Origin of the sequence: Companilactobacillus mindensis DSM 14500 (assembly GCF_001434275.1) — a bacterium.
Lineage (GTDB): Bacteria > Bacillota > Bacilli > Lactobacillales > Lactobacillaceae > Companilactobacillus > Companilactobacillus mindensis.
On the sequence record NZ_AZEZ01000095.1, the window covers coordinates 51,635 to 69,349 of the forward strand.

The 17,715-nt window shown below is 38.4% G+C and carries 18 protein-coding genes and 1 tRNA gene; 7 read left to right on the forward strand and 12 right to left on the reverse strand.

Translation table 11 applies throughout. The features are described from left to right. The first annotated feature begins 220 nt into the window (after window positions 1-220). Entirely contained in the window at window positions 221-1,423 is a 1,203-nt protein-coding gene (locus FD29_RS09305) for a GGDEF domain-containing protein (protein ID WP_057888665.1), read from the forward strand. Between the two features lie 649 nt (window positions 1,424-2,072). Here FD29_RS09305 and FD29_RS09310 read toward each other — a convergent pair. The 4 genes from FD29_RS09310 to FD29_RS09325 form a co-directional block, all read right to left on the reverse strand. Continuing rightward, window positions 2,073-2,726 (reverse strand): YczE/YyaS/YitT family protein, encoded by a 654-nt coding sequence (locus FD29_RS09310; protein WP_057888666.1) that lies wholly within the window; start codon window positions 2,724-2,726, stop codon window positions 2,073-2,075. Window positions 2,727-2,904: 178 nt separating this feature from the next. Beyond that, window positions 2,905-4,371: a multicopper oxidase family protein gene (locus FD29_RS09315; RefSeq protein ID WP_057888667.1), complete on the reverse strand. Its 1,467-nt coding sequence runs from the start codon at window positions 4,369-4,371 to the stop codon at window positions 2,905-2,907. Between the two features lie 274 nt (window positions 4,372-4,645). Continuing rightward, window positions 4,646-5,275: a DUF421 domain-containing protein gene (locus FD29_RS09320; protein ID WP_057888668.1), complete on the reverse strand. Its 630-nt coding sequence runs from the start codon at window positions 5,273-5,275 to the stop codon at window positions 4,646-4,648. An 8-nt stretch (window positions 5,276-5,283) separates the two neighbouring features. After that, window positions 5,284-5,733, reverse strand: a complete 450-nt coding sequence (locus FD29_RS09325; RefSeq protein ID WP_057888669.1) for a DUF3290 domain-containing protein — start codon at window positions 5,731-5,733, stop codon at window positions 5,284-5,286. A 196-nt stretch (window positions 5,734-5,929) separates the two neighbouring features. Here FD29_RS09325 and FD29_RS09330 point away from each other — a divergent pair, with 196 nt between their 5' ends. Continuing rightward, window positions 5,930-6,328, forward strand: a complete 399-nt coding sequence (locus FD29_RS09330; RefSeq protein ID WP_057888670.1) for a helix-turn-helix domain-containing protein — start codon at window positions 5,930-5,932, stop codon at window positions 6,326-6,328. A 166-nt stretch (window positions 6,329-6,494) separates the two neighbouring features. Here the strand turns inward: FD29_RS09330 and FD29_RS09335 are convergent, their stop codons facing one another. The 4 genes from FD29_RS09335 to FD29_RS09350 all read right to left on the reverse strand — a co-directional run bounded on the left by FD29_RS09335 (window position 6,495) and on the right by FD29_RS09350 (window position 9,436). Continuing rightward, window positions 6,495-7,001 carry an acyl-CoA thioesterase gene (locus tag FD29_RS09335; protein ID WP_057888671.1) on the reverse strand — a complete coding sequence of 169 codons (507 nt, stop codon included), beginning with the start codon at window positions 6,999-7,001 and terminating at the stop codon, window positions 6,495-6,497. An 88-nt stretch (window positions 7,002-7,089) separates the two neighbouring features. Beyond that, window positions 7,090-7,163, reverse strand: a tRNA-Arg gene (locus FD29_RS09340). Between the two features lie 46 nt (window positions 7,164-7,209). After that, a complete protein-coding gene (locus FD29_RS09345; RefSeq protein WP_057888672.1) occupies window positions 7,210-8,439 on the reverse strand; it encodes a DEAD/DEAH box helicase in 1,230 nt (409 codons plus the stop codon). Window position 8,440: 1 nt separating this feature from the next. After that, window positions 8,441-9,436, reverse strand: a complete 996-nt coding sequence (locus FD29_RS09350; RefSeq protein WP_057888673.1) for a Gfo/Idh/MocA family protein — start codon at window positions 9,434-9,436, stop codon at window positions 8,441-8,443. A 123-nt stretch (window positions 9,437-9,559) separates the two neighbouring features. Between FD29_RS09350 and FD29_RS09355 the strand changes: the two genes are divergently transcribed. The 5 genes from FD29_RS09355 to FD29_RS09375 all read left to right on the forward strand — a co-directional run bounded on the left by FD29_RS09355 (window position 9,560) and on the right by FD29_RS09375 (window position 15,321). Next, entirely contained in the window at window positions 9,560-10,900 is a 1,341-nt protein-coding gene (locus FD29_RS09355; protein WP_057888674.1) for an APC family permease, read from the forward strand. Window positions 10,901-10,968: 68 nt separating this feature from the next. After that, the gene (locus FD29_RS09360; protein ID WP_057888675.1) at window positions 10,969-12,297 is read left to right on the forward strand and encodes a PTS transporter subunit EIIC; all 1,329 of its coding nucleotides are present in this window, start codon (window positions 10,969-10,971) and stop codon (window positions 12,295-12,297) included. Then, window positions 12,297-13,187 carry an alpha/beta hydrolase gene (locus FD29_RS09365; RefSeq protein WP_057888676.1) on the forward strand — a complete coding sequence of 297 codons (891 nt, stop codon included), beginning with the start codon at window positions 12,297-12,299 and terminating at the stop codon, window positions 13,185-13,187. Before FD29_RS09360 ends, FD29_RS09365 begins: the two co-directional genes overlap by 1 nt. A 276-nt stretch (window positions 13,188-13,463) precedes the next feature. Next, entirely contained in the window at window positions 13,464-14,573 is a 1,110-nt protein-coding gene (locus FD29_RS09370; protein ID WP_057888677.1) for a sensor histidine kinase, read from the forward strand. A gap of 1 nt (window position 14,574) precedes the next feature. Then, a complete protein-coding gene (locus FD29_RS09375) occupies window positions 14,575-15,321 on the forward strand; it encodes a response regulator transcription factor (protein WP_057888678.1) in 747 nt (248 codons plus the stop codon). Window positions 15,322-15,383: 62 nt separating this feature from the next. Here the strand turns inward: FD29_RS09375 and FD29_RS09380 are convergent, their stop codons facing one another. The 4 genes from FD29_RS09380 to rlmD form a co-directional block, all read right to left on the reverse strand. Then, entirely contained in the window at window positions 15,384-15,611 is a 228-nt protein-coding gene (locus FD29_RS09380; RefSeq protein WP_057888679.1) for a helix-turn-helix domain-containing protein, read from the reverse strand. Window positions 15,612-15,701: 90 nt separating this feature from the next. Continuing rightward, a complete protein-coding gene (locus FD29_RS09385; RefSeq protein WP_057888680.1) occupies window positions 15,702-15,893 on the reverse strand; it encodes a hypothetical protein in 192 nt (63 codons plus the stop codon). A 19-nt stretch (window positions 15,894-15,912) separates the two neighbouring features. After that, window positions 15,913-16,152, reverse strand: coding sequence for a hypothetical protein (locus FD29_RS09390; protein ID WP_057888681.1), 240 nt, complete (start codon window positions 16,150-16,152; stop codon window positions 15,913-15,915). 175 nt (window positions 16,153-16,327) lie between these two features. After that, entirely contained in the window at window positions 16,328-17,689 is a 1,362-nt protein-coding gene (rlmD, locus tag FD29_RS09395; protein ID WP_057888682.1) for a 23S rRNA (uracil(1939)-C(5))-methyltransferase RlmD, read from the reverse strand. Window positions 17,690-17,715: the final 26 nt, after the last annotated feature.

Below are 17,715 nucleotides of genomic sequence, written 5' to 3' on the forward strand. Positions count from 1 at the left end.
TCTGATAGCGCTGCCAGGCGATGATTATATCAGTTATAATTAACACCTATACACTTAAAATGAACTATAATTAAAATTATAATTTCTTGACTTGATTCATTGCCGTAATTATCATTTGTTAACTATGATAATTTTTATTGTAAAACTATAAGTTCTATTGATTACAATAAACCTTTTATCATTAAAATATTAAATAAATCTTATTAATTGAGGGAGAATTTTGCCAGACACTATTTTACAAAAAATTCTAGATAATTACTTGAATATCAACTCGGCAATTATTACCTTAGTAACGATTGGCTTGATTACTATCATTACTATCGTTGCCTATTCGCTAGAGCAAAAAATCAGTCATTCATCGCCTCTTTGGAAACGTATCTCTGTTCATACCATTGAGGGTTTAGTCTTAGGGTCTAGCATGATCATGTTGCAAAATATCTTTCACATTCTAAACAGTGGCTCGATCAACCACGGCTGGCTGTATGCCAATGCTCAGTTGACCATCCTGCTTTATTGTATGTATTTGATCCGCAACAAAATCACCCTACTGATCAATATTCTGATGCCGTTTTTATATTATCACGCTGCGAATATTTCTCGGTTGGATAACCGGAACTTGCCACTCTTTGTTATTTCTTACATTTCACTCATCTTAATCGTTATTTTTATTTATCGACGAACCGACTTTCTAGAAAGTAACGAATGGCAATATTTGTTGCTCCAAGTGCTTTTTGGACTTGCTTGGTGGATTTTACTTTGGGTAGACCACAGTTTCCCATACGTGGAAATATTCAGTATGCTGTTGGTTTTTCTCATCTACATGTCGATTATTCGCTTCTGTGCTCGAAAATTGCAGGATACAATGCTCAATTACGACGATCTGCAAGTTCAGGTCAATTACGATGAGTTGACTGGTGTTAGAAACCGAGCCAACTTGGATAAAACTTCCGAAGAAATTTACGAAACTTACTACTCCGAAAGTGCTGTACCTTTGACGATTGCTATGTTCGATATCGATCACTTTAAACAGTTCAATGACCAATACGGTCACTCTACCGGTGATGAGGTCTTGAAGCATGTCGCTCACACTATGGAACGAGAAATGTTTTTGACTGACACTAAAGGACAACTATTTCGTTTCGGTGGTGAAGAATTTATCATCATCTTCCGTGGAAAACGTCCTGCTGACTGCGTGTCGATCGTAACTGATTTGCGTGACACTTTAGTCAACACGCCTTTGATTTTGAACGGTCAAAGATTGGATGTCACGATATCCTTCGGTATTTCCAAATTGGTTGAGTCTGATGACTCCTTCTCCGATCTCTTCAATCGGGTCGATAAGTATCTTTACGAATCTAAAAATGCCGGCCGCAATCGTCTAACGGTCGAAGGTATCACTTACGATTTCAACGATATTAAATAATATTAACTAAAATACCCTCTGATTCAATGAAGGTTCTTTTTCAAGTTTGGTTGTTCACTGCCGTCTTCCATGAAATCCCGGCGGATTGCTGGAACGCTGTGAGAGCAACTTAGAGCCAATTACGGTTCAAATTGTCTCTAAGCTTGTCTGTCTCTAACCTGGCGAGGTACGCCAGCCAAGAGACTACCACGGCTGAGTATCCGCCGGGATTCCATTCCAGACTAAACGGTTTTTTATTTGTTTTACATTAAGTAGTGTTAATATTATAGATTCTAATGATTCGACATTTTATTTAGATATACTAAAAAGGCCATCCAGTTGATTTTTTGGATGGCCTATTAGTATATCTAAATAATTGTATGTAACCAAACTTGAAAAAGAACCCAATGAAGAATCAGAGGGTATTTTGTAGAAAAAGCTATGTTTAATGATAAATCAAATTTTCTTTAGTCCTTCACTTGGGCAAAAAAATAGTGAGAAATTAATCTCACCGTCGGGAAGGAATCAGTTGTTTTTGAATCTGGTAGTCCCTACTAGCCATATTAAACCATGTGACGGTTCACCGCAAGCCCATAAACTAATTATTTTAACTCTTTTTTATATAAATTTATTAATATTTATTATTTCTTAACTAGATTGTTACGAACTTTTAAAATGAGTAATGATGTTTTAACGATGGTAACACAATCTTATCAGAGATACCGATGACGATACCCTGACAAAACATAGCCAAAATCGTCCCAATCCCAACTGAAATAATATTACCGGTCAAGACGTAACAAATAATCATAATGATGACCGGTGGCGTGTAACTGATCAATTGCCCCCAGCCTGCTGAGCCGTGCAAATATTTGAAGCGCAACAAGTACGCTAGTTCATCGTTAGGGTGTTGGATCAAATTACAACGTTGATAAATCGAAGTTCCGACCGAAACCCCGATCAACCCCAAAACATCTACTAACAAACGTGGGATCAACGATAAATGATTTAGTTGCAAAGGATTCATAATGTCAGAGAAGAAACCAACTAAATAACTGAATGGCAATGAGAATAGTAAATTAGAAAGAAAAATATGACTGTCAAATTTGCCTAGCAATAATTGATTAGCAATCGTTACAATGACCGCATAGACAAATAACGTCGTTCCATAAGACGAGTGCAAGAGTTTAGAGATATTGACCGCTGATGCCGTCCACACTGCACTCCCCATATTACTGTTGATCATCAATGCATTCGCAAAGGCATCGATAACGATGGCCAAGATCAAATAGCCTAAACGTGTTTTAAATTTAGTTTTTTCCAAAAATGATTCCCCCAACGCCTTGATAAAAGAGATATTGTAACAAACCCCTAACTGGTATTTAAAAAGGCAACAATATTCGTATTATGAATATTGTTGCCTTTTCGTAATCTCTTATAACTAACAAAGTTTTCATAATAGACTCAGTCTAGATTAGTGTGAAAACGTTGTCAATATTGTTTTATTTCTCACTTGGGTGATTCATTTCTTCCATACTGATCAAGTGATACTTGTGTTCGTGATCAGGGTCGTAAGCTTCGATTTGTGCCATCATACCAGTATCTTCGTGTTCAAGGATATGGCAGTGATACATATAAACTCCAAACTTAGTAAATTGAACGGCAATTCGCACAGTTTCACCAGCATTGACGCCAACGGTATCTTTCCAGCCGTGTTCATTAGGATAAGGAGCTTTACCATTACGGCTAATGACTAAGAATTGGCAACCGTGCATGTGGAATGGATGAATCATCCCGCCGTCCATGTCGTTAGTATTTACCACATCCCAAAGGACAGTGTCACCAATCTTTTGTTTGCGGTCGATTCTTTGCATGTCGAAGAGTTTACCATCAAGTCTAACTTGATCGTCCATTCCGGACATGACTGTTCTAGTTACAGGAAGTCCTGGCGTTACTTTGGGAGCGTCAATCGTTGTTAAGTGTTCTGGCAAAGTAACATCTTCATGCTTGTATTCACCAATCTTAAATTTCATAACAGGAATATCGTCAGTCATCAACGTTACTACGTCACCAGGCTTCTTGTCGCCAAAGTCTACGATCACTTCAGCACGTTCCGCACAAGTCAACATCAACTTAGTGAATTTGACTGGAGAAGGTAAAGTACCACCATCTGAAGCAATTTGGGTAAATTCATGGTTGTCGTCAAAGTGCAAACGCCATTCACGACGGTCAGAACCATCAAGAATTCTGAGACGAACTCTTTGGGTCGTAACATTAAAGACCCCATTGATCGTACCGTTGACTAAAGCATACTTGCCTTCAGTACCATCCATATCATAATCAGCCTTGTAGTCCAACTGATTGTCATGGTAATTTCTATCTTGTAAAATAACCGGAATATCATCAACGCCATAGTTTCTTGGGAATGGCAATTTAGCTTCTTCGTCATCAGTCACAACGACAGCAGCGGCCAAACCATTCCAAACTTGGCGAGCAGTGTTAGGACATGGGTGTGGGTGGATCCAGTCAGTTTGGGCTGGTTGGTCTAATGTAAAGTCAATGTCACGGCTACCGCCTGGGTAAACTGGTGCGTGGGGGCCACCGTCAACGATTGGTCCGGTAACGTTGAGACCATGCCAGTGGAAAGTCGTTACTTCTGGCAATTCATTAACTAGATGTACGTGATAGTGAACGCCTTGTTTCAAAACGATCGTTGTTCCTAATAATGAAGCATTGTAGCCCCAGGTCTTAGTTTTAGCCCCAGGTAAGATCTGTGTCTCGCCCTCTTGAGCCGTGATCGTATAGTAGACGTCGTTGCCTTCTACCTTATCTGGTTTCAATAGTGCTGGTATATTCAATGGTTTTTCTGGTACATCGTTTGCCTTCTCAAGCGGAACGTACCCACCATCGTGTAAATCAAATACTGGTTCATCGAAAAAGTAATCTGTGTAAACTTGTGAATCTGTCATTTATAATCGCCACCCTATTTATTAGTTTTTGATCGAAACGTACAAATACAATTTACTAAAGCTTCTATAAACATACCGATACCCATCATGTACATTGCTACCATATTATTGTTAACGAAAACGAAGTACATTAAGATTGCATAAAAAATTAGCATGAATACAGAAAACACCTTAGATCCACCTGCCATGTTATCACCACCAAAATTTTAATACATTACTATTTTAGTACAGTATCCTTTACTTTAAAAATTAATTTTGGCGCGCCTAAATTATGTCAATATTCATAAATAATTAATTGATTATCGATATAATTGGCCAAATAAACTTCGGAAACTTCCAAATTACGTTTTTCCAGTTGCTCATCGATCCACTCTTGATCTTTGTTGATTGTTGCCAACTCGTCATAGTCGATCTTGCCATCCAAAATAATTGGATATTTGATGCTATCTTCATTTTTCATCACCAGCGTTAATTGACCATTACGTTCAAACACGCCTCTTTTGACATTGCGAATGTCCATCACGCCAGCTTGACGCAATTTGAAGGACAAATCATTAGCAGACAGGCCATTTTTCAAAGCCAAATTTACATCGATCTTGCCGTTTTTAATTATCATCTGTGGCGTTCCCTCAATGACCTTCTTGAAAAAGTTATTGTGGTTCGTCAAGAATTTAGCAACGAACACTACCAAGGTCCAAATCAAAAGCACCAAGGTAAATTGCAATAGCGAAATACTCGAGTTGTAGATCATACCACCGACGATACCACCAAGCACATAGTTTTGCAGTTGATCAATGGCACTGGTTGGAGCAATGTTCCCCCGACCGAAGAGATTGATCTGTAAGACCATGACTAAGAAGCCGACGATAAATTTTAATGTTAAATCTCCATATAATAAGACCATTATTCCACCTACTTATTAACCAATTGAATTTTGTCATTACTGATCAGGTTAGCTTTCACCAGCGTATAGCTATTTTGATTATTATCGAAACTGACACGATAAATATCTTTACCAGCCTTGATCAACATACCCTCGGTCAAACTGGAACTATTTGAATATACTTTTTTAGTCGAAACTTTTTTGTCACGCGCCACTGATTTCATCAAGGTCAAAGTCTGACTATTTTTATTGCTGATATCCAATTGTTGCTCGTAGTTGTTGTAATTAATACCGATGAATAAAATGATTCCTAAAGCAAAGATGATCAACAAATCACGATACTTATTGTCCGAACGATTCTTGAAATATAAAAATCCGGTGACAAAAATGGCCACTGCTAGAATTAAGATTCCTATAATGAATAAAAAATTAGGTTCATTATTATGAGCCTCTAAATATTTGAACGAATAAAAATTCATCTGCTTTCCCCCACTTCTCTCTACAATTATTCGTGATTAGTATAGCAAAAATAACTTTATTTGGAGTTGTTAGCCCTTTTACAATTATTGCTTGCGCAAAAATGCTATAAGTTTCATAATACGTAAATGTTATTATTATTTTTAGGAAGGAGTGATCACTATCAACACTAATTCTAATCTCTGCACGTGGCTGAATATGAAACATTTCGAAAATGATGTTCAGAATAAACTGGAGAAAGCTTTGATCAAATACGACTTATCGCCAGTTGAATTCAGCTTTCTTCACTACTTGTATGACCAATACGATTCACAAGCTAGTCTGCTAGAAATCAAAGAATCATTGCACCTCAGTGCTGCGGCAGTTTCCAGATTGGCTGTCCGTTTAGAAAACAAAAATTGTCGTCCTATCATCCGCTATCACAGTGATGACAATCAAAAGGCCGTCTGCTTAAAAATCACTACTTCTGGAATCGAACACTTTAAAATTGCTCAAAAAGTTGCAAATGAAGTTCTCGATGAAGCATTTGCCAACGCTGACTTTCAAGACTTACGCGATATGATCCTAAATACGAATATAAAACTCAATAAACAATAAAAAATGTCGATCATAATGACCGGCATTTTTTATTGTTCTAAATTAATTCAAAAAAATTTTCATCTGCCCGGAAAACGACAATTTGAGACTCAACTATGTTTTTCATTAAATATGCAGCATAAAGAGTGCAACAGAATTCAACTTCTTCCGAGTTCTGTTGTACTCTTTATTTTTGCCATGGAAATTTCAAACTAATATTTTTATTAAACTTCTCTTGTTCCAACAGTTTCTTCAAACGCTCATCTTGTCTTTTCTGGTAGCCGCTGCAGACGTATTCTGATTCATCACTATCAGGTATGATTCCCGGCAGAACGACCTCCTTATCCGTTACAACGAAGGTCGAGAAACAAGTTAAACCTAAAAAGCGTTTACCTGTCTTCAAATGCTCACCAATAATCTTAGTAAAGACTTCAATTGAACGACTGCCAACTCCCGAAACATAAGATTCTGTACACATTGAATCCTGTAATTCAAATGGCAAAATGAAGTTAACTTGATCGATAGAAGCCGTTACGGTCTCAATTCGGGCAATCCGAGAAGCTGCAATCGAGGAATTGTCATCAATGACTGTTAAAGTTTTTCCACCAAAAACGGTTCCGTGTTCATTCAGATCTGAAGAAAACACACGGTGATTACTAATTGAAAGTGTCTGTGAACATTTTAATGTCTCCATTATCCTACCTCACTTAATTGAAAAAATAAGTCACGACATTAAGTGATTTAATATCATGACTCATTATTTTTATTTATCAATTGATTAATGATCCCTCCCGGAATCGAACCGGGGACCTACTGCTTAGGAGGCAGTTGCTCTATCCAACTGGGCCAAGGGACCATAAACACACTTTTTATTTTAACTCAAAAAGTGTGTTTAGACTAAATTACTTTTGTTCTGACTTCTTATGAAAACTACGTTTTCCTTTGTTCTTTTGATCACGTAAACGTTTCTTAGGCTTGTTGTCAGTTTTCGACTTATTCTTTGGAGCGTTATGACGCTTGTTGAATACTGGTTTCTTTGAAAGCTTACCTTCGTGATCAACGTAAACTTTCGTTACATCGTAGTCGATCATTTCTTGAAGATTACGCATATCGTGACTATTACCAAAAGTAATTACTTCGCCACTCTTCCCCATACGACCAGTACGACCAGCACGGTGAACATATTCACTGTCATCACGGGGCATCATGTAGTTGACGATCATATTGACATCGTCGATATCCATTCCACGAGCCGCCACATCAGTCGTTAGCATCAAGTTTACTTTCTTACTGGAAAACAACTGTAACGCCGTTTTACGTTGTTGTGATGACATCTTGCTATCCAAAGCCACGAAATTAGTCTTGTTATGATTCATATCACTGATAGCTTTGTGCAATGAACGAGAATTACCGAAGAAGACGATTCCTAAGAATTTCTTGTTGTGTGCTAATTCACGCAAGATAGCATTTTTGATGAATTCATTGTTGGCATCGACGAAGTAATGCTTGATTCCAGCCGTGTAACTTGTGTCGTTTCGTTGATCGATGACCAAGAAGCTTTGGCCAAACCACTTGTGCATGTCTTTGAAAATGTCATTGCCAGTAGCTGAGAAGAAAGTCATTTGCACGTCAGCTGGCATTTGTGAGATGGTGCTGCGAACACTTTCTAGTTTAGATTTGTTCAACATTTCATCAGCTTCATCGACGATGACTGTATTGATCTTGCCTAATTTCACTTTGCGGCTTTCGACCAATTCGTTCAAACGGCCCAAAGTAGCTACGATGATCTCAGGCTTTTCTTTCAATTTTTTTAATTGACGTGTAGGATTAGCTCCCCCAGTCAAAGCTTGAACCTTACAGTCAACCAGTTTAGCCAATGGTTGGATGACATCTCTGACTTGCATGGCTAATTCCTGTGATGGTTCCAAAATCAATACTTGTAAGCCATCCTTAGGTACTAAAGTCTCAAGCATGGGCATGACAAAACCTAGGGTTTTACCAGAACCTGTTGGGGCCATGGCAACTAAGTCCTTGCCTTCCTTGAAAGGCATATAGACAGCATCTTGAATCTTAGTCAATGTTTCAAATTGATTTTGCTTAAAATAATCTTGATATAGTTTTGGTATTTCCACTTTATTTTTCCTTATCTGCTTCAAAAACAAGTCCTGCACTTATTCTAGCTTGCTCTAATGTTCTGTTGACGATTTGAGCGTATTTTAATAGTTTATCATAAGTTTCCGTATCATTTTCATTCATTATTCTAGCAAATTCGACCGCTTCAGAGTCCATAGGATTTTCACTCTTGGTAGTTGGAATATCAGTTACATTCTTATTGTCGTCGGCCCAATCAAGATGACGAATATCGCCACCGTTATCGAGCAATAATGTGTCACGACCAAAGTAAATTTCAGAAGACATGTATGAGTTCTTGGTCTTGCCGACAATTATATTGACGTCAAACTTGGGATAGCTCAATGTCAAACTGCCGCTGCCATCAACGCCGGAAGCCAAAAATTCTGCATCGTAATCGACCTTCTTTGGTTGACCAAACAAGACTACTGCATCATAGATCGTATAGACACCTAAGTCATACAAAGCGCCACCAGAGAATTTAGTTGTGAAAATGTTAGGATTTTTCCCAGCTAGATAGGCGTCATAACGGCTGGAATATTTCATATATGAGAAGGTTGCTCCAGATAATTCATCGCGGTGCTTCTCAACTACTTCAGCGATTTTTTTGAAAATTGGTTCATGAATGTGTCTAGCAGCTTCAAACAAGTAGACGTGATTCTCACGAGCTAACTTTTCCAAGATCGTAAATTCAGCGATTGTTGACGTACTTGGCTTTTCAACGATAACGTTCTTACCGTTTTCCAAAGCCTTCTTAGCTTGACTAAAGTGCAAAGCATTTGGTGAAGCGATGTAAACTGTATCAAAATTCATACTCAGAAATTCGTCCAAATCAGTGCTGATAGTAATATCTTTCTTATCCAAGTCCTTAATAAAGCTCTTCGCCTTAGCTTCCGTCCGTGAATAAACATGGGTTAATGAAAAACTTTTAGTTTCATCGGTAGCTTTAACGAATTGTTCCGTAATCCAATTTGTTCCAATTATTCCTAAACTTATCATAAAATCACCTCTCCTTAATTCTACTTATATGTAAGCGCAATTACCAACAAAAAAATAACTGAATCTTATCATTATGGTATATAATTTTATTCTATACCATTTTGAGGGGAGTACTTTTCTTTTATGAACGACGAAACAGACAAATTTAGTCTGAAAAGGGACCTCGGTTTCTTTCCGGCACTATCAACAGTAATGGGTCTTGTCATTGGTGGAGGAGTTTTCTTCAAAATCTCCAGTGTTACAGCCGCTACTGGTTCTTCCAGTTTAACGATTTTCGTTTGGATCCTTGCTGGTTTCATTACCATCAACGCTGGTTTGACTGTTGCCGAACTCGCATCAGCTTTACCAGTTGCTGGGGGGATTTATAAATATATTGAATATATCTATGGTAAAGTTCCTGCCTTTTTACTGGCTTGGGCACAATCAGTTATCTATTATCCCGCTGGGATCTCTGCTCTTTCGATCATCTTTGCCACACAAGTTATGAACCTTTGCAATATCTCTAGTACTTGGCAGATTCCTATCGCCATTTCACTGGCTGTTTTCTTATATTTAGTCAATCTATTAGGGGCCAAAGTCGGTGGTCGAATTCAATCGATTGCTTTGATTGCTAAACTGATCCCTATCGTATTGATCATCACCGTTGGTATCTTTACGCCAGTAACGCATAACGTCTCACTTTTCCCTATCACCTCGGGAAACCATGCTAACTTCTGGTCATCAATGGGTGGTGGCCTGTTAGCTACGATGTTTGCTTTCGATGGTTGGATGAACGTTGGTAATTTAGCCGGGGAAATGAAGAAGCCTGAAAAAGACTTATCTAGATCAATTATCGTTGGGCTTTTCTTTATTACCTTGATTTACGTTTTGATCAGTTTTGTTTTCATCAAGGCCTTGCCTTTTCATTTAATTCCTGGAAATCAAAACGCTGCCTCCGAAGCTGCCATCAAAATTTTTGGTGATATCGGTGGCAAAATCGTTACTATCGGTATTTTGATCTCTGTTTTCGGTTCAGTCAACGGTTATACGATGACTGGTCCTCGGGTCAGTTACGTTCTTGGTACCGACGATGAGATCGTCTTTTCAAAGTTTTTTGGAAAATTGACAAAGAATACTCGTGTCCCTGCCAATGCTGGTCTGATTCAAACGATCATTGCTATCATCATGATTTTCATGGGAAGTTTTGATTATTTGACCGATATGTTGGTTTTCGTAATGTGGATTTTTTCAATGATGATGTTCGTGGGTGTTTTCATCTTGCGTCGTAGCGAACCTGAATTGGAACGTCCGTACAAGATCAACTTTTACCCTATTCCACCAATTATCGCTATGGCTGGTGGAGCTTATATCATCATCTCAACCCTGATACGTCAACCTGGATTGGCTTTCATGGGTATCGGTATTACCTTGTTAGGATTGCCGATTTATTACATTCACTATTTCAACAAAAAAAGGTCGCTTTAATAGCGGCTTTTTTTGTTGCAGGTTATACTTTTAAGTAGGTATAGTAATTAAAATTGTGGGTGATTTTCATGAAAGTTCAATTTAAAAATAAATTGGAAGAACGTTTAGTAAAAACAACCTTAAAAATTCAACACTTATTGATCTATCGCATTATTCAGCGGACGCTATTACTAATTTTTCCCTTCGCTTTATTCGGTAGTTTCATCAAAATAATTCAAACTGTCGTCATCGGCCGAGAAGGATTCTTAACTGATATCTTTCCAAATTTGAACAATGACTTCGTCTATCGACAAATCGACAATATTACTAACGGACTGTACAACATGTCGCTGGGCTGGGTCTCAGTCATCGCTATCTTCGGTGCGGCCAAATATACCGCCAAATATTACAACCGTGACGACCAAATCGCTGGACTCGTGGGGATCAGTTCCTATTTGATTGCCGACTACTCATACTCCAAAGTCCAACCAATTTCCTTTCATCCAGGCATGCTTGGTATGAGAGGTTTGCTCTTTGCCATCGTCTTGGGTATGTTTATCGGTTGGCTATTCAAAAAGTTCAGTCGGCCCGCTCCCAAACTTCAAAGTAATCAGGTACCAACCAGTGTTTTGGAAAGAGCCTTTATTTCTTGGAAGCCATTGATTCTTTCACTAATTATCGCAATGATTTTCAGTACCTTTATCAACGTCACCTACTATTCAGAAGCCCCTGGCAACTTTATCAATTCCTTAGCTACTGAATACACCTCCCACAATGATTGGACGCAACTACTCAAAACTTTGCTCTTCTCGCTTTATACAATCATCATGTCATTTCTCGGTTGGTCGGGTACTTACTCAGCCTTAGGCGTGGAAAAAATGGATGTCCTTTCTACCGTTAACCTCAATTATGCTCTAGAAAAACACACCGCATGGAACGCTCCCAATCCATTCACCAGTGCTTCCTTATATCACGGCTTTGCTACTTATGGCGGGACTGGCTGTGTGTTGGGTCTGATCATCGCTATCTTGATAGTAGCTCGGGACAAAGACTTTCAGACCGTTGCCCGTTGGGCTATGGTCCCTAGTATTTTCAATATCAGTAGCGGCGTTATGACCGGAATTCCCGTCTTATTCAACGTCATCTTTTTAATTCCATTTATCTTAGCTCCTTTGGCCAACATGTTAATGGCCGCCTTAGCAATCACTTTGCATTTAATGCCACCTAGCGTCTATCCTGTGCCCATTGGAACCCCAGGACCACTAATTGCCTTCATTGCCACTAACGGCAGCTGGCAGGCCTTAGGATTCTCTGTACTGGCAATTGTTATTTCAACCTGTATTTATATTCCATTCGTCAAAATGGCTGTCAAAGTAAAAATCTTGGATAATCTTGGTCTTGAAGAAGGTGAAGCTTAATGCGCACTCGTAATTTAAGAAAAAATAAAAATTTTAAATATCTAGTAGCGATTGCTATTATCTTAGTTTTGCTAGGTATCCCTTCTTACATTTGGACAAAAAGAAACGTCACTACCTTAGCCGGGCGCTATAATTCACCAATGTCACCAGTGATCTTGATTCCTGGTTCCAGCGCCTCAGCTAACCGTTTCGATGACTTAGTTAAAACTGTCAACCGGACATATGGCGAACACCACAGTCTCCTAAAAATGACCGTTCACACTAACAACAAAATCACTTACAGCGGCAGAATCCGTTCAAACGATGAGCGTCCCTTTATCGTCGTGGGATTTGAGAATAACAAAGATGGCTATTCCAACATTAAAAAGCAAGCAGCTTGGTTCAATATTGCTTTCAATCAACTGAAGAAGCGTTACCGTTTCAATAACTTCAATGCTTTTGGCCATTCCAATGGCGGTTTGATCTGGACACTCTTCTTTGAAAAGTACTTTGACGATTCAACTATCACCGTTAATCAAATGTTGACCGTTGGTACGCCTTACAACTTCGAAGAAAAGAACACTTCTAATCGGACTCAAATGCTAAACGACCTCGTCAAAAGCCGCGACAAGATTCCGGAAGATCTAACCTACTACTCCATCGCTGGTACCAAACTTTATACCGATGACGGTATCGTTCCCCTTGGAAGTGTCGATGCTGGAAAATACGTTTACGAAGGCCATATCAAACACTACACGCTCATTACTTTGACCGGTTCCAAAGCTCAGCACTCCGACATGATCGATAGCAATCAGTTTATTACTATTTTCCATCAATACATCGTCGGTAATGGTATCAACAATCCTGGTCGGAACAAGCCAAATAAGAAAGTTCCTAAACCACAGCAATAAGCCCTTGTATTACGCGAATCTTTTAAATACAATTAGCTTATGGTATATATAGATTGGCAATTAAGCTTAATAGCAGACTTTTTCTTATTATTTTCTACGTTGTTACTACATCGTTACTTTTTAAGAACATTCAATATAAAATACTTTCTATCCGATATAGCCATTTCTTTGATTTTTGGTTATATCGGATTGTTTTTTGACGACTTTTTTATCTTGATGTTTATTTGTCTTATGCTTTTGATAAATTGGCTCTCTTCCAGGCCGCATCAGCTCGATATGGCCAAATCCATTTCCTTGATCACGGCTGCAAGTATTGAGATCGTCTTGTTCAGCTTTGCTACTTACAGTGCTCGGATCCTCTTTTTCATCGCCAATAACGAGTGGAAATTACGTATCTTGGAACAGTTGCAACAAAATTTCATTGCGGTTTCTTTGATAATCAACGTTTTATATTTGATTATCTTTTTACTTGTCGCCAGCAATTTCAAACCACAAACGGTTAAATTATGGATTCAGATCGAACAGTATCACTTAGGCAAGCGTGTCTTTCAAATGGCGCTCGGTTCGTTTTTAGCCTTCATGATCATCTTGATCATCAGTGACTTCCAATCTGTGACAGCGACGATTCAGGCCGTTTTACTATTGATTTTTTCTATCGGATTAGTCATCACTTACCGCCAATTGATTTTTTTCATTCGAACAATTGCCATTCAAAACGAGGCCAAAGAAAAAATTCTCTACAACAAGCAGCTCAACGAATACTTAACAACGGTCCAACAGCAATACACGGATTTACGAAAGTTCAAACACGATTTCCAAAACATCATGCTCTCAATGAAACCGTTCGTTGACAACAGTAACTCGACTGAGTTGAAAAACTATTATCACGATATCTTAAAAGAACGAGTTGAAATGTCCAAAGTCAGTGGCGGCAATATTACTGAGGTCCGAAATATCGACAGTGACGCCATTCGGGGACTTCTGATCCAAAAATTCTTTATTGCTCGCAGCGAACAGATCCAATTTAATTTGGAATTGAATCAGACCCATTACCACTTTGACAACGATATTTTGATCCTAGTTCGTATCTTAGGAATCTTGATCGACAACGCTTTGGAATATGTCCAAACGATCGACGAAAAGATCGTCACTTGTGCGATTACTCAAACAGATAATACGACAGAGATCACCATCGATAATCCCCTGAAAAATAAATTAAATTTAAAAGCAATCTTCCAGTCAGGCTACACGACTAAAGACCAACACACCGGTTTTGGTTTGGCCAATGCTCGAAAATTGATTTCGGAAACTGATAATCTATACTTAGAAACAAAAATTATTCATGAACACATCATGATGACACTTATAATCGTTGGAGGTGAATAGGATGTTTCCAGTTTATTTATTAGAAGACAATGACATTCAACGATCTAAATATGCCGAATTCATTAAAAATGGCATCTTGATCAATGACGCTAACTTAGAATTAAAGGTCAGCAGTGGCACAGTCGACAACTTTTTGGCCAATTATGTGCCTCAAGAACAAGGTTTATATTTTTTGGATATGGAAATTCAAGATGACAAATTGGCCGGTCTAAACATTGCCGAAAAGATCCGCAAAGATACTCCTTTGGCTCAGATCGTCTTCATCACTACTCACGATGAATTGTCACTGACGACTTTGGAACGAAAAATTGCTCCGATGGATTACATTCTCAAAGACAAAGGCTTAGACGAAATCAAAAACCGTATCACTGACGACATCGAAACTGCTCAAAGCAACTTGCAAAAGTACAGTCACTCTTCCAAAAATTTGTTGGATTATAAAATTGACAGTCGCTACTTTTCAATTTTAATGGACGATATCATCATGCTTTACACGCAAAAAGATGTCCCTGGCCGCATCTTCGTCATCACTAAGAATCAGCTGGCCGAATTCAATGGTTCCTTGAATACCTTTGAAACAGACTACCCTAACCTCTTTCGATGCAACCGTAGCTACTTAGTCAATCTGGAAAATGCCACGACTTACGACAGTCACACGCGTACTTTGGCATTTATCGACGATTCAACTTGTGAAGTCTCATTTAGAAAAAATAAAGAATTGATCAAATTGCTTTCAAACAAAAAATAGCGCTAGAAAATTTTGGACGTAGTCATATCTTGTCCGCTTTCTCTAGCGCTATTATTTTATTTTTATTTTCGACCAACTAACTCATCGAGACTAACTTCATAAACATCCGCAAATCTCATCATCATATAAATATCGGGAGTTCTTGTGTTGTGTTCATACTTAGAAATCGTCGTAATATCAATGTGCAGCATCTTTGATACTTCACGTTCCGACAAATTGCAAAGTCTGCGATAATTACGTAAATTATCACCCAAGAAAGTTCTCTTACGATTCAAACTTAATTCTTCCATGATGTTCCCTCAATTCTTACTTATGGAAACATTATATTTCAAAAGTAATAAATGAAACATAAACTCCTATGAACGTATCACTTTTCCCGATTAACGTAATGAAACAAGTGCCGTGATCCCATAATAAAACAAAGCCACGGCAAAGACCATACTAGCAATCACTGCTATAAAGGCAAAAATCAGGGGACTCGACTGTTTTCTTATATTATTGAAATATTCTTTGGAGACCGTCAGCTGCCAGATACCCAACAGGATAGCTCCAATTCCTAAAATCACTTTCATTGTTGAGCTCTTTTCAAAATTATTTTTTGGTAGTTCTTCCTGCAAACAGATATACACCGATCAGAACCAAAACGACAACAATCGGCATTAAGACATTCGAAAAACTGAGATTATATCGACCGACAGCAATCAAATAGATGACTGAACCGACAAATAATATCGGTAAAATCATCCCTAAATATTTATTATGGCGATATCCGGCAAAACTTTGAACAGCAATTACAATGACTGCCAAAATTGATCCAATTAATTCCAACATAATTTCTCCTCTGATCCACTTAGATTCAGTGTATCATGTCTACAATAAAATAATGGCAAAAAAAACTACCAATATTCGTCATCTGAATATCGGTAGTTTTTGATTTATTGGGGCTGTTATACCCTCTATCTAAAACGAGCTACTCAAACCAACTTACTGCGGTTTGCTACGCTCTCTATTTCTTTAATTTAAGTTGTGTAACACATTCGATATGGTTAGTCATTGGGAACATATCAACTGGTGTCACGTCACCAATTTCATATGTATCGCTTAACAATGATAAGTCACGTGCCAAGGTAGCTGGATTACAACTGATGTAAACCATCTTTTCTGGTTTGATATTCTTGATTGAATCGATCAAGGAGTTAGCCAAACCTTTACGTGGAGGATCGACCATCAAGACATCGACACCGATATCATTTTTAGCCCATTCATCCAAAACATCTTCCGTCTTGCCGACTACGAAGTCAGCGTTGGTAATGTTGTTCAACTTAGCATTTTGGTCCGCATCCTTAACAGCATCTTCGATCACTTCGATACCAGTAACGTGTTTTGCTTTGTTGGCTAGTGAAAGTCCAATCGTACCGATACCAGAGTAAGCATCGACAACTTTTTCCTTGCCTGTCAATTCAGCTTTATCAATAGCTAATTGATAAAGGTTTTGTGTTTGAACTGGATTTACTTGATAGAAAGATCTTGGTGAGATTCGGTATGTGTGGCCGAGAATTTCGTCATCAATATACTTCTTGCCACCGAGCAAAGTCATCTTTTGACCAAAGATCACGTTCGTATTCTTAGAATTGATGTTCAAGAAGAGTGACTTAACATCTGGGTTAGCAAGGATCTCGTTAGTAATATCCTTGTAGTGAGAAATATCAGGTGTTCTTGAAACTAAGACGATCATGATTTGACCAGTAAAGTAAGCCCGGCGCACCATAATAGTTCTAATTTGGCCCTTTTGGTTTTGTTCATCAAAGCCACGCACGTTGTACTTACGTAAGATGTCACGTACACGGATGATTTCAGCATCGATCTTAGGATCTTGGATCAAGAAGTTTTCCATTGGCACAAGGTCGTGAGAACGACGGCGATAGAAACCAGTTGTCAATTTACCATTAACTTGGCGCACTGGTACTTGAGCCTTGTTACGGTAGTTGAATGGTGAATCCATACCGAGAGTTTCGTTAACTTTGAGGTCTTTTAAGCCCATCTTGTTAAAGTCAGTTACCACTTGGTTGTGTTTGAATTCTAGTTGTTTGTCATACTTCAAATGACTCAAAGGAGCGATCCCTGTTTGAGCATAGATAGCGTCGATGTCACTGACACGATCAGGAGAAGCCTTCAAGACATCCAAAGTTCTAGCAAAACCAAAGTTTTTGTTGATACGAGTAATAACAGCCTTAACGGTTTCACCTGGCAGTGCATTGTCAACAAAGAGTGTAAAGTCATCGACTTTAGCAACACCCTTACCTTCGTATGATAAATCTTGAATGTTTAATTCTAGTTCTTGGTTCTTTTTTAAATTTGGTTTGTCCATTTTTCACCTATACATAGAAAAAAGAA

Coding starts and splice junctions, on each gene's coding strand:
- FD29_RS09375 (WP_057888678.1), top strand. CDS start 14,575: ATGTTTCCAGTTTATTTATTAGAAGACAATGACATTCAACGATCTAAA.
- FD29_RS09320 (WP_057888668.1), bottom strand. CDS start 5,275: ATGGTCTTATTATATGGAGATTTAACATTAAAATTTATCGTCGGCTTC.
- FD29_RS09335 (WP_057888671.1), bottom strand. CDS start 7,001: ATGGAGACATTAAAATGTTCACAGACACTTTCAATTAGTAATCACCGT.
- FD29_RS09360 (WP_057888675.1), top strand. CDS start 10,969: ATGAAAGTTCAATTTAAAAATAAATTGGAAGAACGTTTAGTAAAAACA.
- rlmD (WP_057888682.1), bottom strand. CDS start 17,689: ATGGACAAACCAAATTTAAAAAAGAACCAAGAACTAGAATTAAACATT.
- FD29_RS09390 (WP_057888681.1), bottom strand. CDS start 16,152: ATGTTGGAATTAATTGGATCAATTTTGGCAGTCATTGTAATTGCTGTT.
- FD29_RS09325 (WP_057888669.1), bottom strand. CDS start 5,733: ATGAATTTTTATTCGTTCAAATATTTAGAGGCTCATAATAATGAACCT.
- FD29_RS09385 (WP_057888680.1), bottom strand. CDS start 15,893: ATGAAAGTGATTTTAGGAATTGGAGCTATCCTGTTGGGTATCTGGCAG.
- FD29_RS09380 (WP_057888679.1), bottom strand. CDS start 15,611: ATGGAAGAATTAAGTTTGAATCGTAAGAGAACTTTCTTGGGTGATAAT.
- FD29_RS09350 (WP_057888673.1), bottom strand. CDS start 9,436: ATGATAAGTTTAGGAATAATTGGAACAAATTGGATTACGGAACAATTC.
- FD29_RS09370 (WP_057888677.1), top strand. CDS start 13,464: ATGGCCAAATCCATTTCCTTGATCACGGCTGCAAGTATTGAGATCGTC.
- FD29_RS09315 (WP_057888667.1), bottom strand. CDS start 4,371: ATGACAGATTCACAAGTTTACACAGATTACTTTTTCGATGAACCAGTA.
- FD29_RS09330 (WP_057888670.1), top strand. CDS start 5,930: ATGAAACATTTCGAAAATGATGTTCAGAATAAACTGGAGAAAGCTTTG.
- FD29_RS09355 (WP_057888674.1), top strand. CDS start 9,560: ATGAACGACGAAACAGACAAATTTAGTCTGAAAAGGGACCTCGGTTTC.
- FD29_RS09365 (WP_057888676.1), top strand. CDS start 12,297: ATGCGCACTCGTAATTTAAGAAAAAATAAAAATTTTAAATATCTAGTA.